We start from the raw sequence: 12,906 nt of genomic DNA, 5'->3' as shown, positions 1-12,906 counted from the left end.
CCTGTGGACAACCCGCAGGCGCGCCGCCCGCGTCACTGCCAGGGCGAACGCGCCCGTACCCCTGCAAGGACCCGCATGCGGCTCATCATCAACTCCGGCGGCCCCCACGCGATCGACGAATGGCGCGCGCAGTTCCGCGCCTTTGCGCCGGAACTGGAGGTCGTGGGCTGGCACGAAGACACCGACCCCGCCAGCATCGACTACGCCCTCGTCTGGGCGCCCGACGCAGGCCGCCTGGCCACCTTCCAGAACCTCAAGCTCATCATCAGCGCCGGCGCCGGCGTTGACCACATCCTCGCCGACCCCGCGCTGCCCCGGCACCTGCCCATCGCGCGCATGGTCACCGCCCGCACGCAGACGGAAATGGCGGAGTTCGTGCTGACCAGCGCCCTCATGATCACGCGCAACGTCAAGACCATCGTCCACAACCAGTCGCGCAGCCACTGGGAAACCTTCGACTCCCTGCGCGTTGCCGCCGACGTGCGCGTCGGCATCATGGGCCTGGGCCACCTGGGCGTCGCATCAGCCCAACTGCTGTCGCGCGTGGGCTTTCCCGTGAGCGGCTGGTCCCGCGGCGCCAGCACGCTGCCGGGCATGCCGTCGTACGCGGGCCAGGAACAGTTCGGGGACTTTCTCGCCAACACCGACCTCCTGGTCTGCCTGCTCCCCGCCACGGACGCCACCCGCGGCATCCTCAACCGCGCCACGCTGTCCCAACTGCCCAAGGGCGCCAGCCTCATCAACGCCGGCCGCGGTTCGCACATGGTCACGCAGGACATCCTGGACGCGCTGGACAGCGGCCACCTGGACCAGGCCGTCCTGGACGTCTTCGAGCAAGAACCGCTGCCCAAAGACTTCCCGCTGTGGACGCACCCCCGCATCACCATCACCCCCCACTGCGCCGCGATCCCCGACCGCAAGGAACGCGCGCGTCACACCGCCCTGCTGATCGCCGCCAATGAGCGCGGAGAACCCCTCCCCAACATCTACGACGCGCAACGCGGCTACTGACACCCCCGCAAGCGCGAAGCGTCATCGCCAGACGCAAGACACCGCGTAAGCTTCACCAGGCCGCCCGCGCGGCCGCCGTGAAGCGGCCCCCGCAAGACCTTCCCCCTTCCCCCACCGCCTGCAAAAACGCCAAGCACCCCGCCCCCCCCAGCAATGCAGAAACCCGGACCACCAGAGCACGGCGTGGCGGCGGCCTCGGGGCGCGGGGCGTGTAGATGCGCCCGAGGGAATCGGAAGGCAGGCGCCGAAGGGCGCCAACGACGATGACGACGGGGCAGTCCGGAGCGAAGGCTCCGGACCGCAATCGTAGCCCCGCGCCCCGAGGCCGCCGCCGCGCCGTGCGCCTAAAGAACCCAATCCCCCAAGCAAGGAAAAACCCCACCCACCCAACAAAAACCGCAAAATCTGCAAACGAACAAAAGCTACATTGCCCTCCAAGGAGCAAGCATGAAGCCCGCAACGCGATCCCTCTACGCCCAACGCCTGGACCCGGTCCTGCGCTGGCTCGCCGCCAACCCCGACGCCGATCCCGACCTGCACCGGCTCGCCGACCTGGCCTGCCTGTCGCCGTACCACTTCCATCGCGTCTACCGCGCCATGATGGGAGAAACGGTCAACGCCACCGTCCAGCGCATCCGCATGCATCGCGCGGCCGTGGCCCTGGCCGGCACGCAGACGGCACTACGGGACGTTGCGCAACGCGCCGGCTATGAATCCGATGCCGCGTTCAACCGGGCTTTCGGCGCAGTGTTCGGCATCTCGCCAGGCCGGTATCGCGCCGCCCGCTCCCAACCTTCCACCACCAAGGAGTCAGCCATGTACCCTGTTGTCATCGAAAACTTCCCCGGCGCCACCCTCGCCGTCCTGACGCATCGCGGCAGCTACCAGGACATCGGCCCCGTCTTCTCAAGAGCCTTCATGCTCGCCATCGGCCGAGGCATCGCCACACCCGACACCACCGGTTTCGGCATCTATTTCGACGATCCCGAGCAGGTCCCGGAAAGCCAGCTGCGGTCCCTCGCCGGCATGCCCGTCGCGCCCGACGCCGACCTCGGCCAGGAGCTCGAACGCTTCGAAATCCCCGCCGGCCGCTGCGCCATCCTCACCTACACCGGCCCCTACAACGAGATGAAAAAGCCCTACGACTGGCTCTTCTCCGAATGGCTGCCCGCCAGCGGCCAGGCCCCCGCCGATTTCCCCATGTTCGAGCAATACCTGAACGACCCGCGCACTACGCCGCCCGCCCAGCTGCAGACCCGCATCTGCCTGCCGCTCAGATAGCGGCCGCGACGCTCCCCGCGCGGGCCGTCGCGCGCATCAACTCACGTTGAGCGTCATCGAGTACTTCATCTTGTCGTGCGGGAACGTGGTGATGGTGGCAAGCAGCAGCACGCCGCCGTCGCCGTAGTACCGGCGCGTGATGACAAAGCCCGCGGTGCCGGCGTCGACCTGGAGTTGCCTTGCCATGGCCGCACCGATGGGCGTGGCCGAGAACTCCTGGTTCACCTCCGTGATGCGGTCGCCGAAATGGTCTTCGATCAGCCGCAACAGCGATATCCGCGACTTCACTTCCACCCGCACGTCCGAATGCGCCGGATCCGCATAGATCAGCGTGCAGGCCGCGGCCGTGTCGGGATCGTCGAGGGTCTTGATGGAGTTGATGTGCAGCCAGGGCTGGCCGGCCTCGCAGCCCAGCGTTTCCGCGAGCCGCTTGGTGAGCTTGACGGTGCGCACGTCCTGCACCAGCAGCGCCGCATTGCGCGCGTACTGCAGCAGGTCGGGAAACTGCGAGATGCGCTGCGTGAAACGCGTGGTCGCGCGCGCCGTTTCCACGCGCGTGCCCACGCCGGGGCGGCGCGACACCACGCCCGCCACCGTCAGCATGCGGATGGCTTCGCGGATGGTGTGGCGGCTGGCGCCGAACTGTTCGCACAGCTCGTGCTCGGTGGGAAGCAGGGTCATGACGGGATAGCGCCCGGCGCTGATGTCCTGGGAAAGCGTCTGATAAATGCTCTTGTAGCGCGGGCCGCCCGCGTCGGCTGCAGGGCGCGCCGCGCCGGGCCGGCCGCGCGCTTCCCGCTCCCCGCCTGGGCTGGCGGCGCGCTCGGAGGATCGGGTCATGAGGTTGGCTCCTAGATTGGTTTTATAGGGTTTGTCCGGACAATAACCGATTGACAAGGCAGTCTCGCTGGATCCATTATTTGTCCGGACATTCATGTACGGACAAATTGTACGGCGGACATGAGGTTGCCGGGCAACAAATCAGGTAGTTCTTGCAGTTCTCTTCCAATATTCGGGGGTTCTCATGAGCAAGGTATTTGCAGTGCTCGCAGCGGCGGCGGTGGCCGTCGGGCTGGGCGCCAATGCACAGGCGCAGCAGAAACTGGTGGTGGCCGGCTACGGCGGCTCGTTCGAAGACATCATGCGCAAGGAAATCTTCCCGCCCTTCGCCAAGCAGCATGGCGTCGAGCTGGACTACGTGGCCGGCAATTCCACCAACACGGTGGCGCGCCTGCAGGCGCAAAAGAGCAACCAGCAGATCGACGTCGCCATCATCGACGACGGTCCCATGTACCAGGCCATTGCGCTGGGCTTTTGCGAGCCCATCAAGAACCTGCCCGCCGACGACATCTACACTACGGCGCGCTACAAGGACGACAAGGCCGTCGCCATCGGCATCGTCGCCACGGGCATCATGTACAACAAGAAGGCCTTCGAAGAAAAGAAGTGGGCGCCGCCCACCTCGTGGAAGGACCTGAAGGACCCCAAGTACAAAAAGCAGCTCGTCATTCCGCCCCTGAACAACACCTACGGCCTGCACACGCTGGTGGAATACGCCCGTGAAGGCGGCGGCGGCGAAAAGAAGATCGACCCGGGTTTCGCCACGTTCAAGAACGAGGTCGGCCCCAACGTGCTGGTCTATGAACCGTCGCCCGGCAAGATGACCGAACTGTTCTCCAGCGGCCAGGCCACCATCGCGGTCTGGGGCAGCGGCCGCGTCAAGGCCTTTGCCGACACCGGCTTCCCGGTGGGCTTCGTGTATCCGCAGGAAGGCGCCTATGCGCTGCTGTCGTCGGTGTGTCCCGTCGCCAAGCCCAACGCCAATCCCAAGGCCCAGGCCTTCGTCGAATACCTGGTGTCGCCCGAGGTCCAGGAAAAGCTGGCGTCCGCGTACGGCTACGGCCCGGTCAACAAGAAGGCCAAGGTCACGGACGATCCGCGCGTGCCGCTGCCTATCGGCAAGCGCGCTGCCGACCTCATCGTGATCGACTGGGACACCGTCAACCAGAACCGGGACGACTGGAACAAGCGCTGGACGCGGGAAATCGAGCGCTGACCGCCTGCGCATACGGGCGGCGCGCGCGCCGCCACCGGGAGCATTCATGACTTATCTTGTGCTGGACCGCCTGAGCAAGCGCTACGGCGAGACCACCGCCGTCGAGAACCTGAGCCTGTCGGTCAGGCAGGGCGAGTTCATTTCCCTGCTGGGGCCCTCGGGCTGCGGCAAGACCACCACCCTGCAGATGATCGCGGGGTTTGTCGAACCCAGCGGCGGCCGCATCGTGCTGAACGGCAAGGACGTCAGCAAGGTGCCCGCCAACAAGCGCGGGCTGGGCATGGTGTTCCAGAACTATGCGCTGTTTCCGCACATGACGGCGGCCGAGAACGTGTCCTTCGGCCTGGAAATGCAGCGGGTGAAAAAGGACGAGCGCGAGGCCCGCGTGGCGGATGCGCTCAAGCTCGTGGGCCTGTCGCACCTGGCCGACCGGCATCCCGCTCGCATGTCCGGCGGACAGCAGCAGCGCGTGGCGCTGGCCCGCGCGCTGGTCATCCGGCCCAGCGTGCTGCTGCTGGACGAACCGCTCTCAAACCTGGACGCCAAGCTGCGCGAGGAAATGCAGCTTGAACTGCGCAGCATCCAGCGCACCGTCGGCACCACCACCATCCTGGTCACGCACGACCAGTCCGAGGCGCTGGCGCTGTCGGACCGCATCGTGGTGATGAACCAGGGCCGCGTCGAGCAGGTGGCTGAACCCTTCGCGGCATACGAAGGCCCGGCCAGCCATTTCGTGGGCGGCTTTCTGGGCAAGGCCAATGTGTTCACGCCGCAGGCCGAGCAATACGAAGGACAGACCCGGGCGCGCATCGGCGAGGCCCATGTCGCCATGGAGGGCGCGCCCGTGCCGCAGGGCGCGGTCATCGTGCGGCCCGAGAAGATCCTGTTCTCGGAGCCGGCCGCCTGTGCCCTGCCCGGCCGCATGAAGACGCGCGTGTTCCAGGGCAACCACTGGCTGTGCCAGGTGGAAACGTCCGTGGGCGAGGTCATGGTGATTCGCCAGAACGACGGCGTGCCGGTGCCCGCCGAAGGCGAGCCGGTGCATCTGCGCTGGCGCGCGCAGGACATGTGCGAAGTCAACCCGGCCGGCGCGCCGCAAGGCCGCGCGTCATGACCGCCCGCACCAATCCGTGGGTGCTGAGCGCCCCGGCGCTGGCGGTGTATGCCACGTTCCTCGTGGTGCCGATGGCGCTGGTGTTCCTGATCAGCTTCTTCGACTTCCAGTTCTACGGCGGCATGCAGGCCACCTTCACCTGGAAGAACTACATCGAGATTTTCTCGGACGGCTACTACTACGAGATCTACGCGCGCACCTTCGGCGTGGCGGCGGCCGTGACACTGGCCTGCCTGGTGCTGGGCACGGCCGAAGCCTATGTGCTGTCGCGCATGGCCAATCCCTGGAAGGGGCTTTTCCTGATGGTCGTGCTGGGCCCGCTGCTGATCTCGGTGGTGGTGCGCACGCTGGGATGGGCGCTGCTGTTCGGGTCCACGGGCCTCATCAACAAGGCGCTGATGGGCATCGGGATCATCTCCACGCCGATCGACCTGATGTACAGCAATCTGGGCGTGGCCATCGCGCTGACGCACGTGCTGGTGCCCTTCATGGTGATCTCGGTGTGGGCCTCGCTGCAGCGGATCAATCCGGCCACCGAGGCGGCGGCGCTGTCGCTGGGCGCCAGTCAGTTCACCGTGATCCGTCGCGTGATCGTGCCGCAGGTGATGCCGGGCATCCTGTCCGGCGCGATCATGGTGTTCGCGATGGCGGCCAGTTCGTTCGCCACGCCCGCCATCATCGGCGGACGGCGCCTGAAGAACGTGGCCACGGCCGCCTACGACGAGTTCCTGAACACGCTGAACTGGCCGCTGGGCGCGGCGCTGGCGGTGGTGTTGCTGGTGGCGACCGTGGTGGTGCTGCTGTCCGCCAACCGCATCATCGAGCGCCGTTATGGCGCGGTGTTCAACCAGGCCGGAGGCTGACATGCAATTTCGCAACGGCCCCATCGGCCTCGTGTTCCACACGCTTTTCATTCTCTTCATCCTGGCGCCCATCGTGATGGTGTGCGCGGTGGCGTTCACGTCCGAAGGCTTCATCTCGCTGCCCTCGGGCGGGCTGTCGCTGCGCTGGTTCCGCGCCATCCTGGACAATCCGCGCTTCGTGGACGCGTTCTGGTTCAGCCTGGGCCTGGGTACGCTATCGGCCACGCTGGCGATCGGGCTTGCCGTTCCCAGCGCGCTGGCCATCGCGCGCAACCGCTTTCGCGGCCGCGAGGCCCTCGTGGCGTTTTTTCTGTCGCCGCTGATGATTCCGCACGTCGTGCTGGGCCTGGCCTTCCTGAAGTTCTTCACGACCGTGGACCTGGCGGGCACGTACTTCGGCCTGGTGGTGGCGCACGTAATCCTGGTCATGCCTTACGCGCTGCGGCTGGTGCTGGCGTCGGCGGCGGGCATCGATCCGGCGCTGGAGCGCGCCGCGCAATCGCTGGGCGCGTCCAACTGGACGGCGTTTCGCCGGGTGGTGCTGCCGCTGCTGCTTCCCGGCGTGGTGAGCGGTTGGGTGATCGCGTTCATCACCAGCTTCGATGAACTGACGATGTCGATCTTCATCGCCTCGCCGTCCACGACGACCCTGCCAGTGCGCATCTTCCTGCACATCGAAGACACCATCGACCCGCTGGTGACGGCGGTGTCGGCGGTGCTGATCTACGTGACGATCATTGCCATTTTCATCCTGGACCGCGTCGTCGGCCTGGAAAAGCTGTTTGTAGGAAAGGGACGCTAATGACCGACGAGAAAGAACTGGCGCCGCGCGCGCCCGCGCACCGCGGCATCTACGATGCGGTGGTGATCGGGGGCGGCCTGGTCGGATCGGCCGTGGCCTACGGGCTGCGGCGCGAACTGGACCACGTGGCCGTGCTGGACGAGGGCGACGTGGCCTATCGCGCCTCGCGCGGGAATTTCGGGCTGGTGTGGGTGCAGAGCAAGGGCATGGGCCTGCCGCGCTACGGGGTGTGGACCATGACGTCCGCGCAGGGCTGGCCGACGCTGGCGGCGCAGCTGCTTGCGGAAACCGGCGTGGACGTGCACCTGGAGCAGCGCGGCGGACTGCATGCGCTCTTGAGCGACGAAGAGGTCGAGGCGCGCACGCGCTTCATGAGCACGCTGCTGGCGCAGCCCGGCATGGCGCAGTACGAATGGAAGATGCTGGACCGCGCCGAAGTCGCGGACCTGGTGCCCGGCATCGGTCCCGAGGTGCGCGGCGCGACGTGGACGCCGGTGGACGGCATCGCCAATCCGCTGAAGCTGCTGCGCGCGCTGCACACGAGTTTTGCACAGCGGGTTGTGGATTACCTGCCGCGCCGTCCGGCGCAGGCCATCAAGCGGCGCGACGGCGTGTTCGAGATCGCCACGCCCGGCGGCACGGTGCGTGCGCACAAGGTGGTGCTGGCCTCGGGGCTGTCGAACAAGCAGTTGGGGGAACAGGTCGGCCTGGACGTGCCGGTGCGGCCGCAGCGCGGTCAGATCGTGGTGCTGGAGCGCACGCGCCGCATGCTGGAGATCCCGTTGTCCACGCTGCGCCAGACCGATGAAGGCACCTGGCTGATCGGCGATTCGCAGGAAGAGGCCGGTTATGTGGACAACCTGGTGGGGTTGCCCATCCTGGGCACGCTGGCCGATCGCGCCGTGCGCACGCTGCCCGCGCTGCGCGAGGTGCGCGTGGTGCGTAGCTGGGCGGCGCTGCGCGTCATGTCGCAGGACGGCTTTCCGATCTACCAGCAATCCGAAACGTGTCCGGGGGCGTTCGTCGCCACCTGTCACAGCGGCGTGACGCTTGCCGCCGCGCATGCGCTCAATCTGGCGCCCATGATCGCCGCCGGCCAGCTGGCCGACGACATGGCGCCTTTCTCGACCCGGAGGTTTCATGTTCAAGCGGCTTGACGAGGCGCAGCGGCAGGCGCAGGGCGCGCCGGTGCGGATCACGGTCAATGGCGCCGAAATGCTGTGCCGTCAGGGCGACAGCGTGGCGGCGGCGCTCTTTGCGGGCGGCGTGCAGGCCTGTCGCGATACGGCGGTCAACGAGGTGCCGCGCGGGCCGTACTGCATGATGGGCGTCTGCTACGACTGCCTGGTCACCATCGATGGGCAAGCGAACCAGCAGGGCTGCATGACGCCCGTGCGGGAAGGTATGAAGATCGAGCGCCAGTTGGGCGCGCGCAAGGTGCAGGCATGATCGACACGACGCAATGCGATTTGCTGGTGGTGGGCGCGGGCCCGGCCGGCCTGGCGGCCGCGACCCTGGCGGCGAACCTGGGCGTGGACACGGTGCTGCTCGATGAACAGCCCGCGCCGGGCGGGCAGATCTATCGGGCCATCACCACCACGCCGGTCACCGACCGCGGCATCCTGGGCGAGGACTACTGGCATGGCGCGACGCTGGTGCCGCCGTTCCAGCAGTCCGGCGCGCGCTACGTGCCGGGCGCGACCGTGTGGGCGGTGGCCCAGCGCACGGCGCCGCAGCCGGCGGAGGGCTTCGAGGTGGCGTACTCGGTGAACGGCGAGGCGCGCATCGTGCATGCGCGCCGCCTGCTGCTGGCCACGGGCGCGCAGGAGCGGCCTTTCCCGATCCCGGGTTGGACGCTGCCCGGCGTCATCACCGCGGGGGCGGCGCAGATCCTGCTGAAGTCTTCCGGCGTGGTGCCGTCCGACCGCACGGTGCTGGCCGGCTGCGGTCCGCTGCTGTATCTGGTGGCCTGGCAATACCTGAACGCCGGGGTCAAGGTCGACGCGCTGCTGGAGACCACGCCGCCCGGACGCATGGGGCAGGCGCTGCCCAAGGTGTGGGGCTTCCTGCGCTCGCCGTACCTGGGCAAAGGCCTCAAGCTGCTGCGCGCGGTCAAGGCCGCCGTGCCCATCGTCAAGGGCGTGACGGCGCTGGAGGCGCTGGGCGACGGCAAGCTGCAAAGCGTGCGCTACACCGCTGGCGGCATCACCAAGACGCTGCCCGCCGACCAGCTCATGCTGCACCAGGGCGTGGTGCCGAACGTGAACCTGTCGCGCGCGGTGGGCGCGGCGCATCGCTGGAACGAGGCGCTGGACTGTTGGGAGCCGCAGGTCGACGACTGGGGCACGACCTCCGTGGACGGCATCGGCATGGCCGGGGACGGCGCGGGCATCGCCGGCGCGTTGGCAGCCGAACACCGCGGACGGCTGGCCGCCCTGCAGGCCGCGCATCTGCTGGGCCGCATCGACGCCCGCCAGCGCGACAGCGAAGCCGCGGCGCCGCGCGAGGCGCTGGCGCGGGCCGTGCGCGGCCGCGAGTTCTTCGACACGCTGTACAAGGCGCCCGAGGCCTTCCGGCGGCCCACTGGCGACACCATCGTCTGCCGCTGCGAGGAAGTGACCGCCGCGCAGGTGCGCGAGACGGTCAAGCTGGGCTGCAGCGGCCCGAACCAGATGAAGGCCTTCCTGCGCTGCGGCATGGGACCGTGCCAGGGCCGCTTCTGCGGGCTGACGGTATCGGAGATCATCGCCGAAGAGCGCGGCGTGCCGACACAGGAAGTGGGCTATTACCGGCTGCGCTTCCCGACCAAGCCGCTGACGCTGGGCGAGCTGGCGTCATTGCCGCAGACCGACGAATCGCGCCAGGCCGTGGTCCGCCTGAAGAAATGACGGATGGACACCATGACCGTTCAAGGGCGGGCGGCTGAAGTCATCATCATCGGCGGCGGGCTGCACGGCAGTTCCGCCGCGCTGCACCTGGCGCGCGCCGGCGTGCGCGCGCTGGTCATCGAGAAGAACTACGTCGGACGCCACGCGTCGGGCGTGAATGCGGGCGGCGTGCGCACGCTGTCCCGCCATCTGGCCGAGGTGCCGCTGGCGCTGGCCTCGCGCGAGCTCTGGTATCGCATCGGCGAGCTGGTGGACGACGACTGCGGCTTCGAGCAGCACGGGCAGGTGCGCGTGGCCGAGAATGCCGCCGACGTGCAGACGCTGCGCGCACGGCTCCAGACCATGACAGACCACGGCTACACGCACGAGCAGTGGATAAGCCGCGAAGACCTGCTGGACCTGATCCCGGCCATCGCGCCCACGGTGCAGGGCGGCCTGATCGCGCGCGAGGACGCCGCCGCCGACCCCTACCGCACGACCCTCGCCTTTCGCACGAAGGCCGCGAGCCTTGGCGCGCGCTTTATCGAAGGCGTGCGCGTGCAGGGCGTGGCGTGGCGGGACGGACAGTGGCGCGTGGACACCGATGCGGGCGTGTACACGGCGCCGCAGGTGCTCAATTGCGCGGGCGCCTGGGCCGACCGCATCGCCGCGCAGTGGGGCGAGCCGGTGCCGCTGTTGCCCATCAGTCCCATGATGCTGGTGACGCTGCGCATGGACCACTTCCTGGATCCCGTGGTGCTGGGCACCGGCCGCGCGCTGTCGTTCAAGCAGCGCGCGAACGGTACCGTGCTGATCGGCGGCGGCCGGCGCGCGTGGGTGGACCGCGACGCCGAATGGACCGAGCTGGATTTCCGTTCCCTGGCCGAAGGCGCGCGCACGGTGGTCGACCTGTTTCCGCACATGCGCGATGCGATCGTGAATCGCGGCTGGGCGGGCATCGAAGGGGCCATGCCCGACGAGATACCCGTTATCGGCCGCAGCAGCCGGCATGAGACGGCCTTTCACGCTTTCGGCTTTTCGGCGCACGGCTTTGAGCTGGGCCCCATCGTCGGCCGCATCATGGCCGACCTGATCACCACGGGCGCGACGGACCTGCCGATCGCGCCATTCCGGATCGACCGCTTTCCGGCTGCCGCGCAGGCGCGCAGCCCATCCGCCAAGGAGCAAGACGAATGAACGACATCGTGCGCATGGATTCCAACGAACGCCTGTCCCGCATCGTGATCCACGGGGACACCGTGTATGTGGCCGGCGTGACCTCGACGGCAGCGGGCGGCATCGCCGCGCAGACGCGCGACGTGCTGGACAAGATCGACGGCTATCTGGCGCGGGCCAATACCGACAAGTCCCGGCTGCTGTCCGTGCAGATCTGGCTCAAGGACATCGAGCGCGATTTTGCCGGCATGAACGAGGTGTGGGCGCAATGGGCGCCGCCCCGCGCGATGCCCACCCGCGCCACCTGCGAGGCCAGGCTGGCCGGGCCGGAGATGCTGGTGGAGATCATCGTGACCGCCGCCGCGCGGCCCGGGTACGTCAGCGGGCCGGTGTCTGAAAGCTGACTTCGCCAGGGCGGCCCGGCAGGTGCAGCGTGGCGGTGGCAGGCGGCGTGGTCGCCACCACCTTGCCCGCGCGCAGCACCATCAGGCGCGTGGCGCGCAGGCGCAGCGCCTCGACCGCGTCGCGCGCCTGCAGCAGCACCAGGTCGGCGCGCTTGCCCACCGCCAGGCCCGTCTCGTCCAGGCCCAGGATTTTTGCGGGCGTGGTGGTGACGGCCTCGAAACAGGCGCGCATGGCGTCCTGGCCGGTCATCTGGCCCACATGCAGGCCCATGTGCGCGACTTCCAGCATGTCGCCGGAACCCAGGCTGTACCAGGGGTCCATCACGCAGTCGTGGCCGAAGGCGACGGGCACGCCGGCCGCCATCAGCTCGGGCACGCGCGTCATGCCGCGGCGCTTGGGATAGGTGTCGTGGCGGCCCTGCAGCGTGATGTTGATCAGCGGGTTCGCAATGGCCGACACGCCGGCCTCGCGGATCAGGGGGATCAGCTTGGACACGTAGTAGTTGTCCATCGAATGCATGGACGTCAGGTGCGAACCCGTCACGCGGCCCTGCAGTCCGAGGCGCTGCGTGTGATAGGCCAGCGTCTCGATGTGGCGTGACAGCGGGTCGTCGCTTTCGTCGCAGTGCATGTCCACGCGCAGGCCGCGTTCGGCGGCCAGCTCGCACAGGATGCGCACGGACTCGGCGCCGTCCTGCATGGTGCGCTCGAAGTGCGGAATGCCGCCCACCACGTCCACGCCCATGTCCAGCGCGCGCTTCAGGTTGTCCAGCGCACCGGGGGCGCGCAGCACGCCGTCCTGCGGGAAGGCGACGAGCTGCAGGTCCAGGTAGGGTTTGACCTTTTCGCGCACGTGCAGCAGCGCTTCGGTGGCCAGCAGGCGCGGATCGCACACGTCCACGTGCGAGCGGATGGCCAGCAGGCCGCGCGCCACGGCCCAGTCGCAATAGGCCAGCGCGCGTTCGACCAGCGCTTCCTGCGTCAGCAGCGGCTTCAATTCGCCCCACAGCGCGATGCCTTCGAGCAGCGTGCCCGACTGGTTCACGCGCGGCAGTCCGAAGGACAGCGTGGAGTCCATGTGGAAGTGCGCGTCGACGAAGGGCGAGGTCACCAGTTGCCCGGCGGCATCCACGGTCTGCGCGGCCTCGGCTTTCAGCGCGGGTTCCATGGCCACGATGCGGCCGTCGGCCACGCCGATGTCGATATTCTTGCGGCCGTCGGGCAGCGTGCAGTTCTTCAGAATCAGGTCGAACATGCGAATTCCTTGCAAAAATTTCAGTTGCCGCATCCCTGCCCCGTTGCATGAGCCGCCGCCGCCGCGTCGGGTCGCAC

The 12,906-nt window shown here is 68.1% G+C and carries 13 protein-coding genes; 11 read left to right on the top strand and 2 right to left on the bottom strand.

The window, feature by feature from the left end; all coding sequences use genetic code 11:
- Positions 1 to 75: 75 nt before the first annotated feature.
- Both BXA00_RS09220 and BXA00_RS09215 read left to right on the top strand, forming a co-directional pair.
- Positions 76 to 1,011 (top strand): glyoxylate/hydroxypyruvate reductase A, encoded by a 936-nt coding sequence (locus BXA00_RS09220; RefSeq protein WP_076518209.1) that lies wholly within the window; start codon positions 76 to 78, stop codon positions 1,009 to 1,011.
- Between the two features lie 447 nt (positions 1,012 to 1,458).
- A complete protein-coding gene (locus tag BXA00_RS09215) occupies positions 1,459 to 2,292 on the top strand; it encodes a GyrI-like domain-containing protein (protein ID WP_076518207.1) in 834 nt (277 codons plus the stop codon).
- 36 nt (positions 2,293 to 2,328) lie between these two features.
- Here BXA00_RS09215 and BXA00_RS09210 read toward each other — a convergent pair whose 3' ends face one another.
- Positions 2,329 to 3,132 (bottom strand): GntR family transcriptional regulator, encoded by an 804-nt coding sequence (locus BXA00_RS09210; protein ID WP_076518205.1) that lies wholly within the window; start codon positions 3,130 to 3,132, stop codon positions 2,329 to 2,331.
- A 184-nt stretch (positions 3,133 to 3,316) separates the two neighbouring features.
- Here BXA00_RS09210 and BXA00_RS09205 point away from each other — a divergent pair, with 184 nt between their 5' ends.
- The 9 genes from BXA00_RS09205 to BXA00_RS09165 are packed head-to-tail and all read left to right on the top strand — an operon-like array spanning position 3,317 to position 11,574.
- Positions 3,317 to 4,348: an ABC transporter substrate-binding protein gene (locus BXA00_RS09205; protein WP_076518203.1), complete on the top strand. Its 1,032-nt coding sequence runs from the start codon at positions 3,317 to 3,319 to the stop codon at positions 4,346 to 4,348.
- 46 nt (positions 4,349 to 4,394) lie between these two features.
- A complete protein-coding gene (locus BXA00_RS09200; RefSeq protein WP_076518201.1) occupies positions 4,395 to 5,462 on the top strand; it encodes an ABC transporter ATP-binding protein in 1,068 nt (355 codons plus the stop codon).
- On the top strand, positions 5,459 to 6,325 hold the full coding sequence (locus tag BXA00_RS09195) for an ABC transporter permease (protein ID WP_076518199.1): 867 nt from the start codon (positions 5,459 to 5,461) through the stop codon (positions 6,323 to 6,325). The genes BXA00_RS09200 and BXA00_RS09195 overlap by 4 nt, the downstream gene beginning before the upstream one ends.
- Position 6,326: 1 nt before the next feature.
- A complete protein-coding gene (locus BXA00_RS09190; RefSeq protein ID WP_076518197.1) occupies positions 6,327 to 7,127 on the top strand; it encodes an ABC transporter permease in 801 nt (266 codons plus the stop codon).
- Positions 7,127 to 8,284, top strand: coding sequence for an FAD-binding oxidoreductase (locus BXA00_RS09185; RefSeq protein WP_076518195.1), 1,158 nt, complete (start codon positions 7,127 to 7,129; stop codon positions 8,282 to 8,284). Before BXA00_RS09190 ends, BXA00_RS09185 begins: the two co-directional genes overlap by 1 nt.
- Positions 8,268 to 8,576, top strand: a complete 309-nt coding sequence (locus BXA00_RS09180; protein WP_076518193.1) for a (2Fe-2S)-binding protein — start codon at positions 8,268 to 8,270, stop codon at positions 8,574 to 8,576. Before BXA00_RS09185 ends, BXA00_RS09180 begins: the two co-directional genes overlap by 17 nt.
- Positions 8,573 to 10,015, top strand: a complete 1,443-nt coding sequence (locus tag BXA00_RS09175; protein WP_076518191.1) for an NAD(P)/FAD-dependent oxidoreductase — start codon at positions 8,573 to 8,575, stop codon at positions 10,013 to 10,015. Before BXA00_RS09180 ends, BXA00_RS09175 begins: the two co-directional genes overlap by 4 nt.
- Before the next feature lie 12 nt (positions 10,016 to 10,027).
- The gene (locus BXA00_RS09170) at positions 10,028 to 11,191 is read left to right on the top strand and encodes an FAD-binding oxidoreductase (protein WP_076521875.1); all 1,164 of its coding nucleotides are present in this window, start codon (positions 10,028 to 10,030) and stop codon (positions 11,189 to 11,191) included.
- A complete protein-coding gene (locus tag BXA00_RS09165) occupies positions 11,188 to 11,574 on the top strand; it encodes a RidA family protein (protein ID WP_076518189.1) in 387 nt (128 codons plus the stop codon). Before BXA00_RS09170 ends, BXA00_RS09165 begins: the two co-directional genes overlap by 4 nt.
- On the opposite strand, the gene BXA00_RS09160 is transcribed toward BXA00_RS09165, so the two are convergent.
- On the bottom strand, positions 11,549 to 12,829 hold the full coding sequence (locus BXA00_RS09160; RefSeq protein ID WP_076518187.1) for an amidohydrolase family protein: 1,281 nt from the start codon (positions 12,827 to 12,829) through the stop codon (positions 11,549 to 11,551). The genes BXA00_RS09165 and BXA00_RS09160 overlap by 26 nt on opposite strands.
- Positions 12,830 to 12,906 lie beyond the last annotated feature (77 nt).

Source organism: Achromobacter sp. MFA1 R4 (assembly GCF_900156745.1).
Classification (GTDB): Bacteria; Pseudomonadota; Gammaproteobacteria; order Burkholderiales; family Burkholderiaceae_B; genus Achromobacter.
This window is presented reverse-complemented; position numbering and strand designations above follow the sequence as displayed.